Origin of the sequence: Dietzia natronolimnaea (genome assembly GCF_002289575.1) — a bacterium.
GTDB lineage: Bacteria > Actinomycetota > Actinomycetes > Mycobacteriales > Mycobacteriaceae > Dietzia > Dietzia natronolimnaea_A.
This window is the reverse complement of the sequence record NZ_NTGA01000031.1, coordinates 22,625-45,636: the sequence shown is the minus strand read 5'-3', so window position 1 is coordinate 45,636 and position 23,012 is coordinate 22,625. Positions and strand designations below refer to the sequence as shown.

General features: G+C 71.5%; 22 protein-coding genes. 14 read left to right on the top strand and 8 right to left on the bottom strand.

The features are described from left to right. Positions 1–49: 49 nt before the first annotated feature. Genes CEY15_RS15550 through CEY15_RS15540 form a run of 3 tightly spaced genes read right to left on the bottom strand, consistent with a single transcriptional unit; the run spans position 50 to position 4,151 of the window. Entirely contained in the window at positions 50–706 is a 657-nt protein-coding gene (locus CEY15_RS15550; protein ID WP_095719192.1) for a response regulator, read from the bottom strand. Then, on the bottom strand, positions 703–1,989 hold the full coding sequence (locus CEY15_RS19025) for a sensor histidine kinase (protein WP_095719191.1): 1,287 nt from the start codon (positions 1,987–1,989) through the stop codon (positions 703–705). The genes CEY15_RS15550 and CEY15_RS19025 overlap by 4 nt, the downstream gene beginning before the upstream one ends. 17 nt (positions 1,990–2,006) lie before the next feature. Continuing rightward, on the bottom strand, positions 2,007–4,151 hold the full coding sequence (locus CEY15_RS15540; protein ID WP_176475146.1) for a serine hydrolase domain-containing protein: 2,145 nt from the start codon (positions 4,149–4,151) through the stop codon (positions 2,007–2,009). 143 nt (positions 4,152–4,294) lie between these two features. On the opposite strand from CEY15_RS15540, the gene CEY15_RS15535 reads away from it, so the two are divergent. The 3 genes from CEY15_RS15535 (at position 4,295) to CEY15_RS15525 (ending at position 8,404) form a co-directional block, all read left to right on the top strand. Further along, the gene (locus CEY15_RS15535) at positions 4,295–5,158 is read left to right on the top strand and encodes an alpha/beta hydrolase (protein ID WP_095719189.1); all 864 of its coding nucleotides are present in this window, start codon (positions 4,295–4,297) and stop codon (positions 5,156–5,158) included. A gap of 85 nt (positions 5,159–5,243) precedes the next feature. Further along, positions 5,244–6,137 carry a phosphoribosylaminoimidazolesuccinocarboxamide synthase gene (locus CEY15_RS15530; RefSeq protein WP_095719188.1) on the top strand — a complete coding sequence of 298 codons (894 nt, stop codon included), beginning with the start codon at positions 5,244–5,246 and terminating at the stop codon, positions 6,135–6,137. Positions 6,138–6,205: 68 nt separating this feature from the next. Further along, positions 6,206–8,404, top strand: coding sequence for a S9 family peptidase (locus CEY15_RS15525; protein ID WP_095719196.1), 2,199 nt, complete (start codon positions 6,206–6,208; stop codon positions 8,402–8,404). A gap of 45 nt (positions 8,405–8,449) precedes the next feature. Here the strand turns inward: CEY15_RS15525 and CEY15_RS15520 are convergent, their stop codons facing one another. Together CEY15_RS15520 and CEY15_RS15515 are read right to left on the bottom strand one after the other, a co-directional pair. Further along, positions 8,450–9,019, bottom strand: a complete 570-nt coding sequence (locus tag CEY15_RS15520) for a hypothetical protein (RefSeq protein ID WP_245847656.1) — start codon at positions 9,017–9,019, stop codon at positions 8,450–8,452. Next, positions 9,016–9,294 (bottom strand): helix-turn-helix transcriptional regulator, encoded by a 279-nt coding sequence (locus CEY15_RS15515; protein ID WP_095719186.1) that lies wholly within the window; start codon positions 9,292–9,294, stop codon positions 9,016–9,018. Before CEY15_RS15515 ends, CEY15_RS15520 begins: the two co-directional genes overlap by 4 nt. A gap of 63 nt (positions 9,295–9,357) precedes the next feature. On the opposite strand from CEY15_RS15515, the gene CEY15_RS15510 reads away from it, so the two are divergent. The 4 genes from CEY15_RS15510 (at position 9,358) to purQ (ending at position 11,715) form a co-directional block, all read left to right on the top strand. Beyond that, entirely contained in the window at positions 9,358–9,849 is a 492-nt protein-coding gene (locus CEY15_RS15510; RefSeq protein ID WP_095719185.1) for a glutathione peroxidase, read from the top strand. 92 nt (positions 9,850–9,941) lie between these two features. Continuing rightward, positions 9,942–10,661, top strand: coding sequence for a DUF2334 domain-containing protein (locus CEY15_RS15505; protein ID WP_095719195.1), 720 nt, complete (start codon positions 9,942–9,944; stop codon positions 10,659–10,661). 125 nt (positions 10,662–10,786) lie between these two features. Next, the gene (gene purS / locus CEY15_RS15500) at positions 10,787–11,041 is read left to right on the top strand and encodes a phosphoribosylformylglycinamidine synthase subunit PurS (protein WP_095719184.1); all 255 of its coding nucleotides are present in this window, start codon (positions 10,787–10,789) and stop codon (positions 11,039–11,041) included. Beyond that, the gene (gene purQ, locus CEY15_RS15495) at positions 11,038–11,715 is read left to right on the top strand and encodes a phosphoribosylformylglycinamidine synthase subunit PurQ (protein WP_095719183.1); all 678 of its coding nucleotides are present in this window, start codon (positions 11,038–11,040) and stop codon (positions 11,713–11,715) included. Before purS ends, purQ begins: the two co-directional genes overlap by 4 nt. A gap of 76 nt (positions 11,716–11,791) precedes the next feature. Here purQ and CEY15_RS15490 read toward each other — a convergent pair whose 3' ends face one another. Continuing rightward, positions 11,792–11,983 (bottom strand): hypothetical protein, encoded by a 192-nt coding sequence (locus tag CEY15_RS15490; RefSeq protein ID WP_095719182.1) that lies wholly within the window; start codon positions 11,981–11,983, stop codon positions 11,792–11,794. Between the two features lie 295 nt (positions 11,984–12,278). Between CEY15_RS15490 and CEY15_RS15485 the strand changes: the two genes are divergently transcribed. The 3 genes from CEY15_RS15485 (at position 12,279) to CEY15_RS15475 (ending at position 16,554) form a co-directional block, all read left to right on the top strand. After that, positions 12,279–13,490, top strand: coding sequence for a saccharopine dehydrogenase family protein (locus CEY15_RS15485; protein WP_095719181.1), 1,212 nt, complete (start codon positions 12,279–12,281; stop codon positions 13,488–13,490). Positions 13,491–13,560: 70 nt separating this feature from the next. After that, on the top strand, positions 13,561–15,861 hold the full coding sequence (gene purL, locus CEY15_RS15480) for a phosphoribosylformylglycinamidine synthase subunit PurL (protein ID WP_095719180.1): 2,301 nt from the start codon (positions 13,561–13,563) through the stop codon (positions 15,859–15,861). Positions 15,862–15,885: 24 nt separating this feature from the next. Then, positions 15,886–16,554 carry a YoaK family protein gene (locus CEY15_RS15475; protein ID WP_095719179.1) on the top strand — a complete coding sequence of 223 codons (669 nt, stop codon included), beginning with the start codon at positions 15,886–15,888 and terminating at the stop codon, positions 16,552–16,554. A 35-nt stretch (positions 16,555–16,589) separates the two neighbouring features. On the opposite strand, the gene CEY15_RS15470 is transcribed toward CEY15_RS15475, so the two are convergent. Beyond that, complete coding sequence (locus CEY15_RS15470) at positions 16,590–17,726, bottom strand: hypothetical protein (RefSeq protein ID WP_095719178.1); 1,137 nt, start codon at positions 17,724–17,726, stop codon at positions 16,590–16,592. A 61-nt stretch (positions 17,727–17,787) separates the two neighbouring features. On the opposite strand from CEY15_RS15470, the gene CEY15_RS19020 reads away from it, so the two are divergent. The 4 genes from CEY15_RS19020 to purM are packed head-to-tail and all read left to right on the top strand — an operon-like array spanning position 17,788 to position 22,604. Further along, positions 17,788–19,368 carry an LssY C-terminal domain-containing protein gene (locus tag CEY15_RS19020; RefSeq protein WP_281254073.1) on the top strand — a complete coding sequence of 527 codons (1,581 nt, stop codon included), beginning with the start codon at positions 17,788–17,790 and terminating at the stop codon, positions 19,366–19,368. Next, the gene (locus CEY15_RS15460; protein ID WP_017835281.1) at positions 19,365–19,832 is read left to right on the top strand and encodes a sterol carrier family protein; all 468 of its coding nucleotides are present in this window, start codon (positions 19,365–19,367) and stop codon (positions 19,830–19,832) included. Before CEY15_RS19020 ends, CEY15_RS15460 begins: the two co-directional genes overlap by 4 nt. After that, positions 19,829–21,478, top strand: a complete 1,650-nt coding sequence (gene purF, locus CEY15_RS15455) for an amidophosphoribosyltransferase (protein ID WP_017835280.1) — start codon at positions 19,829–19,831, stop codon at positions 21,476–21,478. The genes CEY15_RS15460 and purF overlap by 4 nt, the downstream gene beginning before the upstream one ends. 40 nt (positions 21,479–21,518) lie before the next feature. Next, the gene (gene purM / locus CEY15_RS15450; protein ID WP_095719176.1) at positions 21,519–22,604 is read left to right on the top strand and encodes a phosphoribosylformylglycinamidine cyclo-ligase; all 1,086 of its coding nucleotides are present in this window, start codon (positions 21,519–21,521) and stop codon (positions 22,602–22,604) included. Between the two features lie 121 nt (positions 22,605–22,725). On the opposite strand, the gene CEY15_RS15445 is transcribed toward purM, so the two are convergent. Then, positions 22,726–22,929 carry a DUF3073 domain-containing protein gene (locus tag CEY15_RS15445; protein WP_017835278.1) on the bottom strand — a complete coding sequence of 68 codons (204 nt, stop codon included), beginning with the start codon at positions 22,927–22,929 and terminating at the stop codon, positions 22,726–22,728. Positions 22,930–23,012 lie beyond the last annotated feature (83 nt).

The window sequence follows — 23,012 nt, the reverse complement described above, 5'->3', positions numbered from 1 at the left end:
GTTCAGCAGTCTCCTAGGTGCTCTGTCCACGCGGGACAGGTCCGCGCGGTCACGTCCCGCCCGCGACCCCCGTCCGGTAGGCCCACACCACGGTCTGCAACCGGTCCCTCGTGCCGAGTTTGGTCATCGCCCGCCCGAGGTGGGACTTCACGGTGGACTGCTCCACGTGAAGAGCGGCGGCGATCTCGGAGTTCGACATGCCCTCGGCGAGCAGCCGGACGATGTCACGTTCCCGGGGGGTGAGGGGACCGGCGGCCTGCGCGGGGTCCGGGGCGGGGCGTCGGCGGGCGAATTCGGCGATCACGCGCCGGGTGACGGCCTGGTCGACCATCCCCTCCCCGCGGGCGAGGCGCCGGATGGCGTGGGCGAGGTCGGCGGGATCGCAGTCCTTGAGGAGGAACCCGCTGGCCCCGGCCTCGAGAGCCCCGAAGACGTAGTCGTCCAGATCGAAGGTCGTCACCACGAGCACGGCGGGCAGATCGCCGTCGCGGTCGGCGACGATCTGCCGGGTCGCGGTCAGCCCGTCCCCGCCGGGCATCCGCACGTCCATGCAGACGACGTCGGGCCGGGCGCGACGCACCATGGCGACGGCCTCGGGCCCGCTGGCCGCCTCGCCGACCACCTCGAGGTCCGCGGCCTCCTCCAACAGCACCCGGAATCCGGCGCGGACCACCGCCTGATCGTCGACCAGGGCCACCCGGATCATTCCCGCCTCCCGTCATGGGTGGCGAGGGGGACCCGGAGCCACACCCGCCATCCACCGTCGTCGGTCGCGCCCGCCTCGAGGGTCCCCCCGACGAGACCGGCGCGCTCGCGCATGACCGCCAGGCCGGCGCCGCCGCGCGTGGCCCGCTCCGGCTCCGCAGGCGTGCGGGCGGGGCCGTTGTGTACCTCGAGCACCACCCCGTCGACCTCGTGGATGACCCGGATGGTCACGTCCGTGCCGCGCGCGTGCTGCCGGGCGTTCGTCACAGCCTGCTGGGCCACCCGGAACACCGAGACATCGACGAGGGTGGGCAGGGGGATCGGATCGCCGACGTGCTCGACGGTGACCCGGTCGCCGAGGGCCCGCGCCGTCCGGGCCAGGTGGTCCAGCGCCGCCACGCCCGGCACCGGGGCCAGTCTGTCGCGGCCCCCGGCCTCCCCGGCGTACTCGGGGTCCTCGCGCAGGAGTCCGACCATCTGCCGCAGGTTGTCGAGGGTCTCGCGCCCCTGGTTCCGCAGCCACACCGCCCCGGCCCGCGCGGCGTCGGGGTCGCGGTCGACGAGTCGTTCCACGGCCGCCGCCTGCACCACCATCGCCGACAGGTGGTGCGCGGCGACGTCGTGCAGCTCGCGGGCCAGACGGGCCCGCTCCTCGACGACGGCCGACCTCACCCGGGCATCCCGGTCCCGCTCGAGCCGGTCCGCCCGCTCCTGCACGAGCCGCAGGTGGTCCCGTCTCGTCGCGAGGTACACCCCGAGCAGCACCGAGGGGATCCACACCGCCACCGTGGAGAGCACGTGCTCGACGGTGACGCCGATCCCCGCGCCGCGGGCGAGGGCGACCGCCGCGACCGCCACGGACTCCGCCCCGGTCGCGGCGGCGGCCATCCGTAGGGCCCGCCCGGCGGGGAACATCGTCCCGAGGGTCACGGCCACGACGACCCCCGCGATCCCCCGCACCGAGACCTCCGGGTCGAGCGCCACCAGACCGACCTGGGTGGCGATCACGAGTACCGCGCACCACCCCAGCCGTACCCGCCGCAGAGTGAGTGCCAGGGACTGGACCACGACGATCGCGACGAACCACGTCACCGTCCCCTCGGCCGGGGCGAGGTCGGCCGGCGCGTACCGCATGGCCGAGAGGACCGCCGCGGCCATGACCACCGCGACCGTCACCGCGAGCAGGGCGTCGCGGGCCACCGGCCGCCGGAATCCCAGCCTGGTCAAGCGCGCGTCCCACCAGGCCCCGGGGGCGGTGAGCTGGTCGGTGCGCATGACGGACATCTTCTCCTACCGGGCCGTCAGTAGCTGATGTCAGGGGACAGGAGCAGCAACTCGACCGCGCCGAAGGTGAACGCCGCGAACCCCAGGACGACCATGACCGCGGCGGCCAGACGGAGCCGACCCGAGCGGACGCGGAACACGGCGATCGTCCACCACACCGAGAACGGCAGCCCCAGTACTCCGAGGGCGGTGAGCGTCTGCGCGGTCCGGATCACCGCGGTCGGCACCGGGTCCATGCCCAGAGCGGCGACGAGGACGTAGGCCCACGTGGCCGATCCCGACACCGCGGCCAGGGCCGCGAGGCGGGTCACGAGGCGCGGGACCCGGGCAGGACCCACGGGCGCGCCGTCGGCAGGACGAACGTCGCGGCGAACGCGCACCCGCCGGGCGCGCACCAGTCGGACGAGGGCCCCCGCCGGCCACGCCAGGACCGTGAGCAGGAGCACCACGCCACCGCCGACGAGGCCCGGCAGCGCCACGGCGCGTGCCGGAGTGACCGGCGTCAGCGACATCGCCGAGTCGTGGCCGATGAGCTGGACCCCGCCGTCGTCGTCCGTCCGCACCGCGAGGACCCGGTGGCCGTCGACCTCCTGGTACACCCACGGCTCGACCTCCTCGTAGACGGTGGACCGGATCCCCACGCCGGGGGAGAAGCGCACCCGGTCGCCGTCGACGACCGTCGCCCGGATCGGTTGGAGAGGGCCGACCAGCGTGAGGAACGTGGTGTGGAATCCCCGAGTGCTCTCGTACGTGCCGGCGAGGGCGCGGGCGTGGTCCGCCCGGGCCGCGGGGTCGACGGCGACGGGCGTCGCATCGTCGGCGGGGAAGTACCGGTCGGCGAACCCGTCGAGCAGGTCCTCACGCAGGGCCAGAGCGGCGGCGTCGGCCCCCGTGCTGTTGACGGAGAGGAAGACGCCCGTGTCGTCGTCGGGCCACAGTTGCAGGTGGGAGTGGAACGCGAGGGTGTCGCCACCGTGTCCGACGACGGCCCGGCCGTTGCGGGACTCGTCGAACCAGCCCAGCCCCATCCTCGGACCGGAGGCCAGGGCCCCGAGGGAGGCGGCGTCGAGGGCGGGCTCCCGCATGAGCTGCAGGGCCTCGTCACTGAGGATGGCTGTATCTCCGCCCGTACCCGCGCTGCCACCGACGGGGTGGCCGAGATGGGCGAGCATGAACCGCGCCATGTCCGTGGCCGTGGCGCTCATCGAGCCCGCGGGAGGCACGCCCACCACCTCGAAGTCGATCGTCGCCTCGTCCGAGGTCGGATATCCCTGGGAGACCTCCTGCGCCAGGTGGTCCGGCAGCGGTTGGGCGAAGGACGAGGACGTCATCCCGAGCGGGGTGAGGATGTTCTGCCCGACGTAGTCCTCGAACGGCATGCCGCTCACCGCCTCCACGACGTACCCGGCGAGCGCCATGCCGTAGTTGGAGTACGCGGGTGTGGTGCCCGGTTCGTACACCTGGGCGGGCGGATCCTGCGCCAGGGAGCGGCGCAGGTCCACGGCCTGACCCGGAGGCAGGAAGAGTCCCGCGGCACGCTCCTCGTAGCCGGGGGTGTGTGAGAGCAGATGGCGCAGAGTCACCGGGTGGTCGTGAGGGAGGTCCAGGCCGGTGTAGTGATCGACGTCGGTGTCCAGGTCGACCTCGCCGCGGTCGACGAGCTGCATCACGGCGGTCGCGGTCACCGTCTTCGAGACCGACCCGACCCGGAACAGGGTCCTTGCCGGGTCGACGGCGGTGCCGGTGGAGACATCGGCCTCCCCGAACCCGCGGGCGGTGAGGAGCTCGCCGTCGTGGACCACCGCGACCGACGCCCCGGCGATCCGCCCGGACTCGAGCGCCGACGGGATCGTCCCGTCGAGCCACGCGTCCACGTCTGCCCGGGTCAGGCCGGACCCGGTCAGGTCGGTGGCGACGGCCGGCGGGGAGGGGAGCGGAGTGGGTGGAGGCTCCGCGGGGCCGCACGCGCCGAGAGTCGTGAGCACCAGCGCTCCGGCCGCCGCCGCGACCACGCCTCCGGTCGAGCGGTGGGTGCGTCGGGTGGAGCGGCGATCGACATGTCGGGTGCGATGCCTGATCCGACGTCGGGTGCGACTCCGGCCGGATGTGGGTTCCGGCGACGTCGCGGGGGTGGTGGGGACCACGGGGACCTCCTGTGTCATGGGCGTCCGGACCGTCTCCGGACGGATCTCTCGGACCCGTTCCATGCTCGTCGGCGTGCGGGCGCCCGTCTTGACGCCCGAGGTGGAGATCCGGTTGGCACCTTTGGGGGAGGACGGCGGCCCGAGGGCGCTAGTCTCGGCGCATGCGCGAGACCGTCATCCCCGTCCCCGGTACCTCCGGTCTGCAGGCGACCCTGCACCACGCCGAGACGCCCCGGGCCCTGCTCCAGCTGGTCCACGGCTTCGGTGAGCACTCCGGCCGGTACGGGCGGACCGTGCGGTTCCTGACCGATCACGGCGTCTGCGTGGTCACCTACGACCTCCGGGGTCACGGCACCGCGCCCGGACCGCGGGCCAGGGTCGCGGTGGAGACCCACATCCGGGACAACCTGGCCGTCCGCGACGCGGTCCTGGAGTGGACCCGCACCCCCGCCGGCGACGGCACGGGATCCCTGCCACGGCTGCTGATGGGGCACTCGATGGGTGGGCTGATCGCGGGGGAGTCCGCCCTCCGACGTCCCTGGGACCTCGCAGGGCTGATCCTGTCCTCTCCGGGGATCGTGGTGGGTGAGGGCACCCCCGCGCCCCTGAAGGCCGCGGCCCCGGTGATCGCCCGTCTCCTGCCGTTCCTGCCGGTGGAGAAGCTGGATCCGAACGATATCTCCCGCGTCGCCGAGTACGTCGCCGACTACACCTCGGACCCGCTCGTGCACCACAAGGGGGTGCCGGCCCTGGCCGCCGGGACGCTGCTCGCGGGCGGGCAGAGGTTCCTGGAGCGCTCGAGCTCCCTGCGGCTTCCGACTCTGGTGATCAACGGGTCGGCGGACTCCATCACCTCACCGAAGGGAGCCCGGCGGTTCGCCCAGGTCGCGGGATCGGATCACGACCCGCGGCCGGAGGTCACCTACCGGGAGTTCGAGGACGGCCTCCACGAATTGTTCAACGATGTGTGCGCGGACGAGGCCTACGCGGCGCTGGGGGAGTGGCTGGACGCGCGGCTGGGGTGAGTCGATTGATGACCCGGGGCGCACCGGGTGCCGATACCGATCGGCGGATCGGGCGTCCCGACACCCTCCGACTACGCTGGCCCCCATGCGACCCGAGCTCTCCACCTACCGCCATCTCGCCGCCGGGAAGGTCCGCGAGTTATACGAGGTCGACGCCGAGACGTTGCTCCTGGTGGCCACGGACAGGATCTCGGCGTACGACCACGTGCTGAGCACGCCGATCCCCGACAAGGGCCGGGTGCTCACGGCCATGAGCGCCTACTTCTTCGACGCCCTCGACGTGCCGAACCACCTGGCGGGGCCTTGCGACGACGAGCGGATCCCCGCCGAGGTGCTCGGCCGCGCGATGGTCGTGCGCCGTCTCGACATGGTTCCGGCCGAGTGCGTGGCCCGCGGGTACCTGACCGGGTCCGGGATGGCCGAGTACGTCGAATCCGGGTCGGTGTGCGGCGTTGAGCTGCCCGGGGGGCTCGTGGAGGCCAGTCGCCTGCCGGAGCCGATCTTCACCCCGGCCACCAAGGCGGCGGTGGGCGACCACGACGAGAACATCTCGTTCGAGCAGCTCTCGGCGATCGTCGGGGACGAGCTGGCCGGCCGGCTCCGGACCGCCACCCTGGAGGTGTACGCGCGGGCCGCCGAGATGGCCGCCGACCGTGGGGTGCTGTTGGCGGACACCAAGTTCGAGTTCGGCGTGTCCGGGGGTGAGTTGATCCTGGCCGACGAGGTGCTCACCCCGGACTCCTCCCGGTACTGGCCGGCGGACGGGTACGAGCCCGGCCGCGTCCAGCCGAGCTTCGACAAGCAGTTCGTGCGCGACTGGCTGACCGGCCCGGGCTCGGGCTGGGACCGGGCCTCGGATTCTCCGCCTCCCCCGCTCCCGCCGGAGGTGGTCGAGGCGACCCGGGCGCGGTACATCGAGGCGTACGAGCGGATCTCCGGCCTGCGGTTCTCCGACTGGCTCGGTGGTGAGACCGCGTGAGCGCCGTCGACGCCACGGGCAGCGGGGCCGGCTCCGCGGGAACCGGGATCACAGCGACAGGCAGCGACGTGACCGGGGCTCCGCGCGTACCGGCGGCCCCCCGGGCCGAGCGCCGCCCCCACCGCCGTGAGCACCACGGCCGCGTCTTCGTGGACGACTACGAGTGGCTGCGCGACAAGGACGCCCCGGCGACCCGCGAGTACCTGGAGGCGGAGAACGCGTACACGGACGCGATGACGGCCGGGCAGAAGCCGCTCGAGGACGAGGTCTACGAGGAGATCCGTTCCCGCGTCAAGGAGACCGACATGTCGGTTCCCGTGCGGGCCGCCGGCTGGTGGTACTTCTCCCGCACATCGGAGGGTCTGTCCTACGCGCGGCACTGCCGCGTCCCCGTGCCTCGCGAGTTCGTGGCGGATCCCGGCGACCCGGCCGGGTGGGTCCCGCCTGAGGTCTCGCCCGGTGTCGAGCTCCCCGGGGAGCAGATGTTGCTGGACGGCAACGCCGAGGCCGAGGGGCACGAGTACTTCGCGCTCGGCGCGTTCTCGGTCAGCCACGACGGCCGCGTCCTCGCCTGGGCCACCGACACCGAGGGCGACGAGCGCTACACCCTGCGTTTCCGATCCCTGGATCCCGACTACACGGCGCCTGACGAGGAGATCTCGGGCATCGCGGCCGGCGTGACCTGGTCCCGCGACGGCCAGTACGTCTTCTATGTGACGGTCGACGAGGCGTGGCGCCCCGACACCGTGTGGCGTCACCGCCTGGGGACGACCCGGGACGACGACGACGAGGTGTTCCACGAGCCCGACGAGTCCTACTGGATCGGGGTCGGCGAGACGCGCAGCGAGAAGTACCTGCAGATCGCCGCGGGGTCCAAGATCACCACCGAGGTGTGGTGCCTGGACTCCGCCGACCCGGCGGGCGAGTTCTGGTGCGTACGACCTCGCGAGGAGGGCGTCGAGTACGACGTCGAGCACGCGGTCGTCGGCGGCTTGGATCGCTTCCTCATCACCCACAACGCGGGGTCGCCCAACTTCGCCGTGGTCGAGGCGCCCGCCGGACCGGTCGACCGTGACTTCCGCGAACTGGACCCGCTCGTGCCGCACCGCGACGACGTGCGGGTGGAGGGGGTCGACGCGTTCGCCCGCGTGCTGGTGCTCGGGTACCGGGAGCAGGCGCTGCCCCGGTTCTCCCTGATGCCGCTGGATCCCGCCTCCACCGCGGGTGTGGAGGCGTATTCGGTGTTCACCCCCGTGGAGTTCGACGAGGAGCTGTTCACCTCGGGCCCGGGGTCGAACCCGGAGTGGGACGCGCCGGTGCTGAGGTTCGGGTTCGGCTCGTTCGTCACCCCGGGCCGGATCTACTCCCTGGCGCTGGCCACGGGGGAGCGCACCCTGTTGCGCGAGCAGGAGGTGCTCGGTGGCTACGACCCGGCCGGGTATGTGCAGCGCCGGGACTGGGCCACCGCCGGGGACGGCACCCTGGTGCCGATCTCCCTGGTGATGGCGGTGGACACGGCGGCGCGGATTGATGCGGGAGAGAAGGTCCCGACCCTGCTGTACGGCTACGGCTCGTACGAGACGAGCATCGACCCCGCGTTCTCGGTGGCCAGGCTCTCGTTGCTCGACCGGGGAATGGCCTACGCGGTCGCGCACGTGCGGGGTGGCGGCGAGATGGGGCGCCTCTGGTACGAGCAGGGCAAGACCCTGACCAAGCGGAACACCTTCACCGACTTCGTCGACTGCGCCCGGCACCTGGTCGACACCGGGCTCACCGCTCCGGATCGTCTGGTGGCCGAGGGCGGGAGCGCGGGTGGACTGCTCATGGGCGCCGTGGCCAACCTGGCGCCGGACCTGTTCGTGGGAATCCAGGCCGTGGTGCCGTTCGTCGATCCGCTCACCTCGATTCTCATGCCCGAACTGCCGCTCACGGTGATCGAGTGGGACGAGTGGGGGGATCCCCTGCACTCGCAGGAGGTCTACGACTACATGGCGTCCTATGCGCCGTACGAGAACATCGAGGCCAAGGACTACCCGGCGATCCTGGCGGTCACCTCGCTCAACGACACCCGGGTGCTCTACGTGGAGCCCGCCAAGTGGGTGGCCCGTCTCCGGGCGGTGTCGACCTCGGCTGATTCCGCCGAGCGCCCGGTCCTGCTGCGCTGCGAGATGAGTGCCGGTCACGGTGGCGTCTCCGGGCGGTACGAGCGCTGGCGCCAGACCGCGTTCGAGTACGCCTGGACGGTCCGCACGGCCGGCGCCGGATAGGGTTCGAGCGCGGCTGCCCTCGACTGTTGTGCCCGACAGTGGGGGTCAGCGGTCGTCGGCGTCGTCCAGGCTGTCGGCGGGGTCGTCGGCGGGGTCGAACGTTCCGGCCATCGCGGCGGCCGGGATGATCCCGCCGACGAAGACACCCAGGATCGCGACTCCGCCCATCGCATAGGCGAGGCGATGGCCGTCCCCGAGTTCCATCGAGGATCCGAAGACCAGCACGATCCCGATCACGAAACAGAATCCCACGAGCACCGACAACGCGGTGGACCTGGCGCGCAGGAGTGTCTGCGTCTCGAACTCGTCGAGATAGCGAGGCGGGTCGGTGTCCTTGACGTCGATGACGGTGCGCAGCATCGTCCACACCGCGCAGATCGCCACCGCCATCGGCACCCAGGCGATCACGATCGGGAACCAGAAGAATCCGGCCAGGGCGATCAGTGCCATGACCGCTACGCACGCCCAGTTCAACCGGACCAGCAGTCGGCGGCGTTCCGGGGTGCGCCAGGTGGGCAGGCTGCCGGAGAGTCGGGCCACGGTCGTCTCGTAGCGGCGCTCGGCGGCGGTCAGGGTGTCCTCGGCGATCGAGTTCATGGTGTGTCCTCTGCTCATGGTGTGCTCTGTGGTGTGCGGCGGTAGATCTCGGTGGACATCGGCTGGAACTCGTCCCGGGAGAACACGGCCTCGACGGGCAGGTCGAACACCGCGCAGATGCGGAAGGCCAGATCCAGGCTGGGGTAGTGGTCGCCCCTCTCGAGTGCCCCCACGGTCTGGGGGTTGACCTCGATCCGTTCGGCGAGCGAGACCCGGCTGAGTCGGTGCTCGGCCCGCAGGACGGCGATCCGGTTGTAGATGGGGAGCTTTTCTCCCCGTCGCACTGGGCTCATGCAATGCAGTGTTGTAAAAACCCAACGATCTGTCAAGCCTGGCAACGGCGTAGTCTGGCTCACATGAGCAGCCTCCACGACATCACCTTCACGACCATCGACGGCGAACAGGCCCGACTCGGTGACTACGCGGGGCACGCCGTCCTGGTGGTCAACGTGGCCAGCGAGTGCGGACTCACCCCGCAGTACGAGGGCCTGCAGGAACTGGCGGACGACTACCGGGATCGCGGGTTCTTCGTCCTGGGGTTCCCGTGCAACCAGTTCATGGGGCAGGAGCCCGGTGACGAGGACGCGATCAAGAAGTTCACCAGCGAGAAGTACGGGATCTCCTTCCCGCTGGCGGCCAAGGTCGACGTCAACGGCCCGGATCGCCACCCGCTGTACGCCGAGCTGACCGCGGTCGCGGACGCCGACGGTGAGGCCGGTGACGTCCAGTGGAACTTCGAGAAGTTCCTGCTCTCCCCCTCGGGTGAGGTCGTGGGTCGCTTCCGGCCCAAGGTGGAGCCCGGCGCCCCCGAGCTCACCGAGGCGATCGAGGACGTTCTCCCGGTCTGACCCGAGGGGCCGGGTGCCAACGTGTGCCCGGGCCACCGGACTTACACCTCGTCGTCGTCGCTCCGTCACACAGGGCTGCGACCATGGCCTCCATGACATCGCGCCCGGCCACCGCCCGCCTCATCGTCTCCGTCTCCGGCCTGCGAGATTCCACCCTCGAGGGAGCGGTGGACCTGGTCGGCGACCTCGAACGGCGGTCCGTGCCCGTCTCGTTGCTCGTCGCGCCGAGGCGGGGGCGCGAGTACCGGATGACCGAGGACCGGGCCACGCAGGGGTGGCTCCGGCACCGTCGCGAGCGGGGGGACTCGATCGTCCTGGGTGGATACGACGAGGCCGCGACCCGCCCGCGTCGGCCCGAGTTCGCCGCGATCGGCCCTGCGGAGGCGGCGGTCCGTCTCGCCGCTGCGGACCGGATGATGGCCGACATGGGACTGAGGACGCGGCTGTTCGCGCCTCCTCGGTGGAACGCCTCGCCGGGGTGCCTCGAGGCGTTGCCCGGGGCGGGCTTCCGTCTCTGTGCCTCCCTCGTCGGCGTCCATGACGTGGTGCGGGGGACCACGGAGCGCGGCCGGGCGCTGTCGATCGGGGAGGGGTTCATCGCCGATGCCTGGTGGTGCCGGGCCCTTGTCACCGCAGCCTGTCGGACTGCTGCGTCCGGAGGGCTGGTGCGCGTCAACGTCTCCGCCACCCAGCTCTCGCGTCGCGCGCCGCGGTCGGCGTTGGTGGACGCGGTGGACCGGGTGACCGGGGAGCACGGAGCCGTCGCCGGCCGGTACGAGTGGCCGGCGGTCGCACTGGCCCCTGCGGCCTGAGTGAGGACCCGGTCCCCCGCGGCCTGAGCCATTCGGTGGCCCCGCCGACTCCTAGTAGGATCGGCAACCGAGTCCCGGCCGGTCCGGGTCCGCCCCCGCGTTACCACTGACCGAGGAGATCCACCGTGGCCCGAGTCGTCGTCGAAGTCATGCCCAAGGCCGAGATCCTCGATCCGCAGGGTCAGGCCATCCACCGGGCCCTGGGCCGTCTCGGCCACGCGGGCGTGACCGACGTCCGTCAGGGCAAGCGCTTCGAGCTCGAGGTGGGCGACGACGTGTCCGACGCCGAACTCGAGGAGATCGCCTCCTCGCTCCTGGCCAACACGGTCATCGAGGACTGGACGGTCGTGCGCGTGGACACCGCGGAGGTGGCCTCGTGAGCGCACGGGTCGGCGTCATCACCTTCCCCGGCACGCTCGACGACGTCGACGCTTCACGGGCCGTGACCAGGTCCGGCGCCGAGGCAGTCTCGTTGTGGCACGACGACGCCGACCTCAGGGGGGTCGACGCCGTGGTGGTGCCCGGCGGATTCTCCTACGGCGACTACCTGCGCTGCGGCGCGATCGCCTCGATGGCACCCGTCATGGGCGAGGTCATCGCGGCCGCGCGGGGCGGCATGCCGGTGCTGGGCATCTGCAACGGCTTCCAGATCCTGTGTGAGGCGGGCCTGCTGCCCGGTGCCCTCGGGCGCAACCGCGACATGCACTTCGTGTGCCGCGACGAATGGCTGCGCGTGGAGAACACCGACACGGCGTGGACCGGCCGGTTCGATCAGGGGGCGGAGATCCTCATCCCCCTGAAATCCGGCGAGGGTCGTTTCATGGCCACCGCGGAGACGATCGATCAGCTTGAGGGCGAGGGGCGGGTGGTGTTCCGCTTCGCCGGCGAGGCGCCCAACGGCTCGACCAATGGCATCGCCGGCATCTGCTCCGAGAACGGCCGGGTCGTGGGTCTCATGCCCCACCCCGAGCACGCGATCGACCCGCTGACCGGCCCGTCCGACGACGGGCTGGGATTGTTCCTCTCCGCGCTGGACTCCGTGGTCGGGGTCTGAACTCAGCTCCGCCGTTGACGCAACTGGGCCCGCCGGGAATTCTCCCGGCGGGCCCAGTTGCCTGTCTCGGACCTTCTCAGCCCATCCCGGGGGTGCTGCCGAGGTCCGCGCCCATTCCGGTGAGGAGGTTCAGGAGGAAGGGCGGCAGGATGAACGCGGCCTGCAGCAGGGTGTCGATGAAGGACGACCCGGTCGGCTCTTCCATCAGGCTGCCGAACTCGGCGCTCAGGGGGGCGGTGGCGGTGGCGATGGAACCGGTGATGTCCATATGGTCTCCTTTAGGTAGCCGCCCCGAGCGGACTCGGGGCGGGTAACGGCGACCCGGGTGGTCGCACGTTGAAGGAAATTCTGCACCCGGAGTTGGACACGTGAACGCCATTCCGTCCAGTTAGCCACATTAAGGTTTGCTGAGATCTTGCCCGGCGAGTGGGCGCGGGCAGGTCGGGGCCCGAGGCATCGCCCCTCTTGCGGGTCCTCAGGCCGCGGGCGTTCTATCCTCCGGGACGGCCGCGGTCGCCGAACCCGTGGACGGCGACAGGCGTGGAATGCGGTAGAACCGTGGGGTGAGCGAATCCACCACCCAGCCCGAGTCCGCGTCCGACAGGTCCCACCGGCCGTTCGACATCGTCGTCTACGGTGCCACCGGCTTCACCGGTGGTCTGGTCGCCGACTACCTGATGCGGAACCTCCCCGAGGGGGGCGCATGGGCGGTGGCGGGCCGGTCGCGGGTGAAGCTCGATGCACTCGTGGCGAGGCTCAGCGCCGAGATGCCCGACGTACCGGCCCCGGGGGTCGTGGTGGCGGACACCGAGAACCCGGAGTCGCTGGCGGACATGGCCGGGGCCGCCCGTGTCGTGCTCACCACCGTGGGCCCGTACCTCGAGTACGGCGAACCCCTGGTCGCCGCGTGTGCCGAGGCCGGTACCGACTACGTCGACCTCACGGGCGAGCCCGAGTTCGCCGACCGGATGTACCTCGAGTACCACGACAAGGCCGTGGCCTCCGGCGCGCGGATCATCCACGCGTGCGGTTTCGACTCCATCCCCCACGACCTGGGCGTCTTCTACACCATGAAGCAGGTCCCCGAGGGGGTGCCGGTGGCCGTGTACGGCGCGGTCCACGCCGACGCCCAGTTCTCCGGCGGCACCTATCACTCGGCCATCGGCCAGTTCGCCAGGCTCCGCCAGGCCGCCCGCACCGCGAAGGCACGGCGCACGAAGGAGGGCAGGGTCGAGGGTCGGCGGATCAAGTCGGTGGCGGGCAAGCCGCACCACGACAGCGTCCTCGGTCGCTGGTTGGTCCCCCTGCCCACGATCGACCCGCAGATCGTCCTGCGCTCGGCGGCCGCGCTGGAGAGCTACGGCCCCGACTTCTCCTACGCGCACTACGCGTCGGTCAAGTCCCCGCTGACCGCGACGGCGGGCATGGCCGGGGTCGGGGCGCTGGCCGTGGGTGCGCAGATCGGCCCCATCAGGTCGCAGCTCCTCAAGAGGATCGATCGTGGCGCCGGGCCGAGCGAGTCCCGCCGCGCCCGGTCGTCGTTCGACGTGACCTTTGTGGCACTGGCGGGTGGGCGTCGGGTGGTGACCCGGGTCTGCGGCGGTGACCCCGGATACACCGAGACCTCCATGATGATCGCGGAGTCGGCCCTGTGCCTGGCCTTCGACGAGCTCCCCGCTCTCGCGGGTCAGCTCACCACCGCCCAGGCGATGGGGGACGCGCTCCTGGAACGTGTCGAGCGCGGGGGTCTGACCTTCGAGGTGCTGTCCACCTAGCTGGACACCACACCTAGCCCCGGCCGGGAGCGGATTCGCGGGCTGCCGCGGGCCGACTAGACTCGCCCCCGTGACGACTCACGTGGATTCCATCTCGCACGCCTCCGCCACCCCCGAGCTCGCCCAGCCGTGGGCCGAACTCGGGCTGAAGGAGGACGAGTACGCCCGGATACGCGAGATCCTCGGCCGTCGACCCACGGACGCCGAGCTGGCCATGTACTCGGTCATGTGGTCGGAGCACTGCTCGTACAAGTCCTCCAAGGTGCATCTGCGCTACTTCGGCGAGACGACCACGGATGAGATGCGATCCACCATGCTCGCGGGAATCGGCGAGAACGCCGGTGTGGTCGACATCGGAGACGGGTGGGCCGTGACGTTCAAGGTCGAGTCACACAACCATCCCTCCTACATCGAGCCGTACCAGGGCGCCGCGACCGGTGTCGGCGGGATCGTCCGCGACATCATGGCGATGGGCGCGCGCCCGGTGGCGGTCATGGACCAGCTGCGGTTCGGCCCGGCCGACGCGGACGACACCCACCGCGTGCTCCCGGGCGTCGTCGCGGGTGTCGGCGGCTACGGAAACTGCCTCGGTCTGCCCAACCTCGGCGGGGAGACCGTCTTCGACGAGTCCTACTCGGCCAACCCGCTGGTCAACGCCCTGTGTGCCGGCGTGATGAGGGTGGAGGACCTGCACCTGGCGTTCGCCTCCGGCACCGGCAACCGGATCATCCTGTTCGGTGCCCGCACCGGTCTCGACGGGATCGGCGGGGTGTCCGTCCTCGCCTCCGAGACCTTCGAGGAGGACGAGCACGGCGCGCCCGTCAAGCCCCGCAAGCTCCCCAGCGTCCAGGTGGGGGACCCGTTCGCCGAGAAGGTGCTCATCGAGTGCTGTCTCGAGCTCTACCGCGAGGAGCTCGTGGTCGGGATCCAGGACCTCGGGGGAGCGGGTCTGGCCTGTGCCACCTCCGAGCTCGCCGCGGCGGGCGACGGCGGCATGCACGTCGTGCTGGACAACGTGCCGCTGCGCGCCGAGGGGATGTCCGCGGCCGAGATCCTGTCCAGCGAGTCCCAGGAGCGGATGTGCGCCGTGGTGGCGCCGGAGAACGTGGACGCCTTCCTGGCGGTGTGCCGCCGGTGGGACGTGTTGGCCACCGACATCGGGGAGGTCACCGACGGTGACCGGCTCACCATCGAGTTCCGCGGCGAGACCGTGGTGGACGTCCCCCCGCGCACCGTGGCCCACGACGGCCCGGTCTACGACCGCCCCCTGGAGCGCCCGGCGGACCAGGACGCCCTGCAGGCGGACACCACCGCCTCGTTGGCACGGCCGACCACCGGCGATGAACTGCGTCGCACGCTGCTCGACATGGTGGCCAGCCCCGCACTGTGTTCCCGAAAGTTCATCACCGAGCAGTACGACCGCTACGTGCGCGGCAACACGGTCCTGGCGGAGAACGCGGACGGCGGCGTCCTGCGGATCGACGAGGAGTCGGGCCGCGGCATCGCCTTGTCGACCGACGCCTCGGGGCGCTACACCCGGCTGGACCCGTACACCGGCGCCCGTCTCGCGTTGGCCGAGGCGTACCGGAACGTGGCCGTCACCGGCGCGCTCCCGGTCGCCGTGACCAACTGCCTCAACTTCGGCTCACCCGAGGACCCCGGCGTCATGTGGCAGTTCCGCGAGGCCGTCCACGGCCTGGCGGATGGCTGCGCCGAGCTCGGTATCCCCGTGACCGGGGGAAATGTGTCCTTCTACAACCAGACCGGGTCCACTCCCATCCTGCCCACCCCCGTCGTGGGGGTGCTCGGGGTGATCGACGACGTCGCGCGTCGTACCCCGACCGCCTTCGGCGACACCCCGGGTGAGAGCGTCTACCTGCTCGGTGAGACCCGGGACGAGCTCGACGGGTCCATCTGGGCGCAGGTCGCCCACGGGCATCTGGGAGGCATGCCCCCGTCGGTCGACCTGCCATGGGAGGCCACGCTCGCCCGGATCCTCGCCACCTGCTCCAAGGACGGCCTGATCACCGGTGCACACGACCTGTCGGAGGGCGGGCTCGCCCAGGCGCTCGTGGAGTCGGCCCTCGCCGGGGAGTGCGGCCTCAGAGTGGTGTTGCCCGCCGACGCGGACCCGTTCGTGTGGCTGTTCTCCGAATCGGCCGGCCGCGTGATCGTGTCGGTTCCCCGGGGCGAGGAGATCCGATTCCAGCAGATGCTCACAGCACAGGACATCCCCCACACCCGGATCGCCGTCACGGACCCGGACTCGGAGACCTTCGAGGTCCAGGGGCAGTTCACCCTGACCACCGCCGAACTGCGCGCGGCCCACGAGGGGACGCTGCCGACGTTGTTCGGCGTCGACCCCGTGTGAGACCGCTCGTTCGGAGGCGATCCGATGCGTGACCTCCGCACGCGCGAGCGGGTGCTCGCGGTGGTCCTGGCCGGCACGGCGGGTTTCGTCGACGCGGTCGGCTTTCTCGTGGTGGGCGGCTACTTCGTTTCCTTCATGAGCGGCAACTCCACGCGGCTGGCCGTCGATCTGGTGGAGGGGGACCTCGGGGGCGCGGGCATCGCGGCCGTCGTCCTGGTCTCGTTCTTCCTCGGAGCGGTCGCGGGAGCGGTGGTGACCCGGCTGCGTCCCGGGGACGACCGCCCGGCCGTCCTGGCCCTGGTCGCCTCCCTGCTGCTGTTGTCGCTCGCGGTGCACCAGCTCACCGCGGCCACGGTCGTCGGGACGCCGGCGTCGATGACGGTCGTCGCGGCCTCGATGGGGGCCATGAACTCGGTGTTCCACTCGCGGGGCGAGGTCTCGCTGGGGGTCACCTACATGACCGGCGCGGTGGTCAAGTCCGCGCATCGCCTGGTGGACGCGCTGGCGGGGGGATCGTGGGCGCCCTATCGTCAGCAGGTCTCGCTCTGGGCGGCGCTCGCGTTGGGCGGCGTGGCGGGCGCGGTACTGCAGATCGTTCTCGGCGTGGCCGCGCTGGGTATCGCGGCGGCGGTCGTGGCCGGCGCCCTGCTCGTGACCGTGTGGGTGCGCGGGCGGGAGCGCCGAGGGGCCTGAGTAAGGGGTCCGAGACCAGGACCAGAGGGCCTGGGTCAGCCTCGTCGTCGTGCCCGCAGGTAGGCCTCGCGCGCGGCGAGGCCGTGGACCACCTCGTCGATCATGGGGCGGACGAACCGCGCGCGGTGCGCGGAGTCGGAGGCCGCCGCGGCGGCCAGGTTGAGGGCGGAGAACGCGGCGAGGGTGAGCGAGACCCGCACCAGGGTCACGCTGACCGGGACGCCGGCCAACAGGCCGCCGAGATCCTCCATAGTGCGAAGGGTCCACCGGGTCTCGGTGGCCTCGGGGATCGCTATCCGCCCCAGGAACACGAAGAACAGGAAGACCAGGCAGGCGAACAGCGCGGCCTGGATCAGGGTGGCGATCACCGGGACCAGCAGGATGTTGACCCGTTCGGCCATCCGCAGTTCCCGGCCCGGCGCCCGGGCCTCCAACTCGTCGTGGAGGTCGTCCCGGGTGGTGATGGCCACCAGCAGGACCGTGAGCAGGCCCATGACGCCCACCACGGCGAGAGTTCGCGACCAGGACAGGGCCACCATCACCTGCCAGATCTCCGCGCTGAAGAACAGGAAGAGCACGGCCAGCATGAGGACCGGCAGGACCCGGGCCACCATGTGGCCCATGGTCCCCAGCTCGCGCCGGACCCGCCGTGCCGACCAGCGCACGAGCGAGCCCGCGCCGACGTAGGTGCCCACCAGGACCCCCGCGGTGAGCAGGACCGTGGTGCCCGGGCCGGGGCCGTCATGGGGTTCGAAGGACAGCGGGGCCGCCACGACGAGCGCGACCGCCGACGCGAGCCCGATGACGGACCCTGGCAGCGGGCCCACGCGACGGACCACGCGGGCCACGAGCCAGCCGATGATCGGCGCCGCGATGAACAGTCCGAGCGCCAACAGGAGTAGGAGGATGATCGGGTCGCTCACCCCCATCTCCTCCCATTCGGGGGAGTCCTCGCCGACCCGGTCGAGCAGCGCCACCGCGAAGTCGTTCGAGCGGTCCAGCGCGGAGAGGCCCGAGGTGGCCACCGCGAGGCCCGCACTGACCCCGGCCGAACGGACGAGGACCTCCCGGGCCCGCGTGGACGGGACGATCATCATCGGCAGTCCGAGGTCCCGCAGGTGATCCTCGTGGGCGCCGAGGCTGCTGGCCGGCGTCGGATCTGTCGTGGGCACGGGGGATATTCTGGCAGTCATCGTGCTCCACGCGGACCGTACCGCCGACTATCGTCGAGCCATGCCCACCAGTGAGCGACCGGTCACGTCGCCCGGCGCGGAGTCGGACGACCCTGCCGGGCAGGCCGGGCCGGACACCCACGCCGGGCCGGCCGGGCCCCCGGTCTACGCCCACCTGCCGTCCAAGGTGCGTGACGAGGATGTGCGGCCGGCGCTACCCGGTCAGGTCGTCGACACGGTGTTCTTCGCCCTGGCCACCCTCGCGGCCGGATGGCTTGGCTGGCGGCTGCTGGACGAGGTGTGGCGCCACACGTGGTGGCACCTGTTCCTGCTGATCCCGTTCTGGGCGCTCGTGGCCTATCTGGTCCTGCCCCGACTGCAGACCATGATCACGTCGGTCTACGTGCCCGGGTACTTCATCGCCCGCACCCGGACGTCGGACGGGTTGCTGGGGGACCCGGTCAACCTGGCCGTCGACGGCACGGCCCGGCAGATCCACGAGGCCATGACGGCGTGTGGCTGGGTGCTGGCCGACGACGTCACGGTCCGCTCGTCCTGGGGCATCATCCTGTCCTCGGTGCTGCGGCGGTCCTACCCGTCCGCGCCGGTGAGCCCCCTACGGCTCTTCGGCCGGAGGCAGTGCCTGGCTTACCAACAGGAGGTGGAGGGCAACGCGGCGCAGCGGCACCACGTCCGGTTCTGGCGCTGCCCCGACGGGTGGCTGCTGCCCGGCGGCCATCGCGTGCAGTGGCTCGGGGCGGGGACCTACGACAGGGCGGTGGGGCTCTCGCTGTTCACCCTCCAGGTGACCCACAAGATCGACGCGGACATCGACGTGGAGCGCGACTACATCGTGGCCTCGATCCGCTACCACGTCCCCGCCGCAGGGGTCCGCGTGCTCGAGAACTTCTCGGCCGGCTATCACTCCCGGAACGGCGGGGGCGACGCGATCCGCACCGACGGTGACCTGCCGGTGGTGGACCTCCGCGCCGTTCCGGTCCCCGAGGTCGCGGCGGCCGACCTGCCCGTCGGGGTGGTGCGGGCCGCCCGCGGGTACGACGACCCCCAGGCCGAGGGCGGGGTGGCGTCGGGTGACGCTGATCGCCCGGCCGACGACGTGGCCCCCGACCCCGGCCACCTGCCCCGTCCGGCCGCGCTCACCGCCGGCTGCGGACTCGTCGTGGGGACGGTGCTCGTGTTGCTCGTCCTCGCGCTCCGCGACATCTTCGGGGACCAGGGGATGGAGGACTTCGCCGGTCTCGACCAGTCCGAGGTGGTGCCGGCGATCATCGCGCTCGCGGTGTTCATCGGCGGCGTCTACGGGGCGATGGGCGTCCTGGCCCTGCTCACCTACCTGGGATTCGCCCGCCCGAGGGTGTGGCTTCTCACCCTCACGGTGGTGAGCATCATCTCGACGGAGTCCGGCCGGGTCACCACGGACGCAGAACTGGGGACCGTTCTCGGCGGCTACCTGGCCCTGGCGATCAACGTCCTGATCCTGTTGTTGCTCACCAGCCAGGCCACGCGGACGTGGAGCCGCAGGACCGCCCAGGAACGGCGGCGGGCGCGGCGGGCCCGCCGGGCGCGCCCGCCGGCGCCGGGGTCCGCTACGGTTCTCCCGGACGCGGGTGATCGCACATGAGGCGGGCCCCCGACGGCGCGACGGTTCGCGCGGCGGTCGAGGAGGTGGCGCCCTGGCTCGACGACGACGAGGTGGACGCCCCCGGCCGGTCCGCACTCGCGGCGGCGGTCCGCGCCACCGCTGCCGTGCTGGCGGCCGAGCTCCCCGGCCGTGCGGTCGAGGTGCGGGTGCCGCCCTTCGCGGCCGTGCAGTGCATCGAGGGGCCGCGCCACACGCGGGGGACCCCGCCCAATGTGGTCGAGACCGACGCCAGGACCTGGCTCGAGCTCGCCACCGGTCGCCGCAGCTGGCAGTCCGCCGTCTCGGCCGGCCTGGTCCGCGCGTCGGGGACGAGGGCCGGTGAGGTCGCGTCGGGGCTGCCGGTGGTGCGACCGGGGACACGGGACTGGGGTCACGGGGGTCCGGGAACGTACACTCGAACAGCACCGCCGGGGTCTGTCCGGGCGGACCGCCCCGAACCATGAGGGAGCACCACCAGGTGGAGAGCACGTCGTCACGTCCGGGCACGTCCGGACCACTCCGCCGCGCCACGGGCCGGGCCGCCGTCGGGCTGGGTCTGCCCGACCCGTCCGTTCCCGGTCCGACCGGCCTGCCGGTCGACGCCGAGCGCATCGGCCCGGTCGAGGAGTGCGGTGTCTTCGGGGTGTGGGCTCCGGGCGAGGACGTCGCCAAGCTCACCTACTACGGCCTGTACGCGCTGCAACACCGGGGCCAGGAGGCCGCCGGGATCGCGGTCGCGGACGGTGAGCAGGTCCTGGTCTACAAGGACCTCGGTCTGGTGAGCCAGGTCTTCGACGAGAAGACCCTCGAATCGATGAGCGGCCACGTGGGCGTGGGCCACTGCCGGTACTCGACGACCGGCGCGGCGTCCTGGGACAACGCGCAGCCCATGTTCCGGCCCACCCCCGGTGGAGGGTCCGTGGTGCTGGGGCACAACGGCAACCTGGTCAACACGCAGGAACTCAAGCGCTACGCCACGTCGATCGGTATCCGCGGGTACTCAGAGAACAGCACCCACTCGGACTCGGACATCGTCTCCACGCTCCTCGCCCACGACGCGGGGGACGGGGGTCTCGAGGAAGCGGCGGCCCGGCTGCTGCCGCGACTGCGCGGTGCCTACTGCCTGACGTTCTCCGACGAGAGCACGCTGTACGCGGCCCGTGACCCGCACGGGGTGCGGCCCCTCGCGCTCGGCCGGCTCGAGCGGGGCTGGGTGGTCTCGTCCGAGACCTCCGCGCTCGACATCGTCGGAGCGTCGTTCGTCCGCGACATCGAGCCCGGGGAGCTCATCGCGATCGACGCCGACGGCGTCCGGTCGCGCAGACTGGCGGAACCCACCCCCAAGGCCTGCGTCTTCGAGTACGTCTACCTGGCGCGTCCCGACTCGGTGATCAACGAGCGACTGGTCAACTCCGCTCGCGTGGAGATCGGGCGCAAGCTTGCGCTCGAGCACCCCGTCGAGGGCGACCTGGTCATCCCGGTGCCGGAGTCGGGCACCCCGGCCGCGGTCGGTTACGCCCAGGGCTCCGGGATCCCCTTCGCGCAGGGGCTGACCAAGAACGCCTATGTGGGCCGCACGTTCATCCAGCCCAGTCAGACGATCCGTCAGCTCGGCATCCGGCTCAAACTCAACCCGCTGCGTGAGGTCATCCAGGGGAAGAAGCTGGTGGTGGTGGACGACTCGATCGTCCGCGGCAACACCCAGCGAGCCCTGGTCAGGATGCTGCGGGAGGCGGGCGCCCTCGAGGTGCACGTCCGCATCGCCTCTCCTCCGGTCCGGTGGCCGTGCTTCTACGGCATCGACTTCGCCAGCCCGGCCGAGCTGATCGCCAACGGCGTCGACGTGACGGACGGGATGCTCGAAGGGGTCCGCAGGGCGATCGGCGCGGACACCCTCGGGTACATCTCGGTGGACGGGATGATCTCGGCCACCGGGCAGCCGCGGGACGAGTTGTGCGCCGCGTGCTTCGACGGCCACTACCCCATAGCGCTCCCGGACGACTCGCCCATGAGTGCGGCCGTGCTGGCCCTGGCCGCCCAGGTCGACGGTGAGACCCCCGACCGGCACCTGGTCCTGCACGACACCACGGACGCCGTCCGCCGACCCTGACCGGGCGCCCGCCCAGGGGCGCCGATGAGGAGAATCGACCATGACCGAGAACCACCACCCCGCGTGCGGCGCCTCGTACGCCGCCGCCGGTGTCGACATCGATGCCGGCGAGCGCGCTGTCGAACTGTTCGCGCCGCACGCCAGGCGTGCGACCCGACCGGAGGTGATGGGCGGCCTCGGGGGCTTCGCCGGGTTGTTCTCCCTGAAGAACACGTATCGTCAACCGCTCCTGGCCTCGTCGACGGACGGCGTCGGCACCAAGATCGCGGTGGCGCAGGCCATGGATGTCCACGACACGGTGGGTATCGACCTCGTGGCGATGGTGGTGGACGATCTCGTGGTGTGCGGCGCCGAGCCGCTGTTCCTCCAGGACTACATCGCCATCGGCAAGGTCGTGCCGGAGCACGTCGCCGCCATCGTCGAGGGGATCGCCGAGGGCTGCGTGCGGGCGGGATGTGCCCTGCTGGGCGGGGAGACCGCCGAGCACCCCGGGCTCATGGCGCCCGGCGAGTACGACATCTCGGGCACCGGGGTCGGGATCGTCGAAGCCGACGAGGTGCTCAAGGCGGAGAACGTCCGCCCCGGCGACGTGATCGTGGGTATGGCGTCCTCGGGTCTGCATTCCAACGGTTACTCACTGGCCCGGCACGTGCTGCTGGACCTCGCGCGCCTGCCACTGGAGGGTCACGTCGAGGAGTTCGGGCGGACCCTCGGTGAGGAGCTCCTCGAACCCACCCGCATCTACGCCCTGGATTGTCTGAGTCTCATCGCGGAGACCGACGTCCGGGTGTTCAGCCATGTGACCGGTGGAGGCCTGGCGGAGAACCTCGCGCGGGTCATGCCGCGCGGACTGGTCGCCCGGCTCGACCGGGGTCGGTGGCCTGTGCCCGCCGTGTTCGGCACGATCGCCCACCACGGCCGTGTCGACCAGGCCGAGATGGAACGGACGTTCAACATGGGGGTCGGGATGATCGCCGTCCTCCCGGCCGAGGACGTGGACCGCGCCCAGGCCGTGCTCACGGCACGGCACGTCGACAACTGGGTGATCGGGCACGTGGACAAGGCCGGAGAGGACGCCGCGGACTCTCCCCGCGTCGTCCTGGAGGGGTCGCACGCCAGGTTCTGACCGGGTGGGTGACACCCCGCCCGCCTCGGACAACCCCGCCCCGCACGACCCCACCTCATGCACGTGGGCCGGGCATCCCGCTGGATGCCCGGCCCACGTGTGTGCGCGGCTGGAAGTGCGGTCAGAACCTGCTGCCGCCGTCGGACCACGAATCGTAGGGGTCCTCGTCCTCGTCAGCACCCGGCCGATCGGTGCTGACCCGGGTGGTGGGCGCGCCACCACCGGCCAACTCCGCCTGAAGACGTTCTAGGTCCGTCTGCGGAGTGTTGTACTTGAGTTCGCGAGCGACCTTGGTCTGCTTCGCCTTCGCGCGGCCTCGGCCCATTGACCTGACCCCCTCGGAAACGGTGCTGGGCCACCTCGGGGGTGCCCATCAATGTGAGTATCTGCCTGTCCACAGGATAGCGT

Coding starts and splice junctions, on each gene's coding strand:
- CEY15_RS19020 (WP_281254073.1), top strand. CDS start 17,788: ATGCCCACCAGTGAGCGACCGGTCACGTCGCCCGGCGCGGAGTCGGAC.
- CEY15_RS15515 (WP_095719186.1), bottom strand. CDS start 9,294: ATGAGCCCAGTGCGACGGGGAGAAAAGCTCCCCATCTACAACCGGATC.
- CEY15_RS15510 (WP_095719185.1), top strand. CDS start 9,358: ATGAGCAGCCTCCACGACATCACCTTCACGACCATCGACGGCGAACAG.
- CEY15_RS19025 (WP_095719191.1), bottom strand. CDS start 1,989: ATGTCCGTCATGCGCACCGACCAGCTCACCGCCCCCGGGGCCTGGTGG.
- CEY15_RS15475 (WP_095719179.1), top strand. CDS start 15,886: ATGCGTGACCTCCGCACGCGCGAGCGGGTGCTCGCGGTGGTCCTGGCC.
- purF (WP_017835280.1), top strand. CDS start 19,829: ATGAGGGAGCACCACCAGGTGGAGAGCACGTCGTCACGTCCGGGCACG.
- CEY15_RS15445 (WP_017835278.1), bottom strand. CDS start 22,929: ATGGGCCGAGGCCGCGCGAAGGCGAAGCAGACCAAGGTCGCTCGCGAA.
- CEY15_RS15530 (WP_095719188.1), top strand. CDS start 5,244: ATGCGACCCGAGCTCTCCACCTACCGCCATCTCGCCGCCGGGAAGGTC.
- CEY15_RS15540 (WP_176475146.1), bottom strand. CDS start 4,151: ATGACACAGGAGGTCCCCGTGGTCCCCACCACCCCCGCGACGTCGCCG.
- CEY15_RS15460 (WP_017835281.1), top strand. CDS start 19,365: ATGAGGCGGGCCCCCGACGGCGCGACGGTTCGCGCGGCGGTCGAGGAG.
- CEY15_RS15520 (WP_245847656.1), bottom strand. CDS start 9,019: ATGAGCAGAGGACACACCATGAACTCGATCGCCGAGGACACCCTGACC.
- purM (WP_095719176.1), top strand. CDS start 21,519: ATGACCGAGAACCACCACCCCGCGTGCGGCGCCTCGTACGCCGCCGCC.
- CEY15_RS15490 (WP_095719182.1), bottom strand. CDS start 11,983: ATGGACATCACCGGTTCCATCGCCACCGCCACCGCCCCCCTGAGCGCC.
- CEY15_RS15505 (WP_095719195.1), top strand. CDS start 9,942: ATGACATCGCGCCCGGCCACCGCCCGCCTCATCGTCTCCGTCTCCGGC.
- CEY15_RS15550 (WP_095719192.1), bottom strand. CDS start 706: ATGATCCGGGTGGCCCTGGTCGACGATCAGGCGGTGGTCCGCGCCGGA.
- CEY15_RS15535 (WP_095719189.1), top strand. CDS start 4,295: ATGCGCGAGACCGTCATCCCCGTCCCCGGTACCTCCGGTCTGCAGGCG.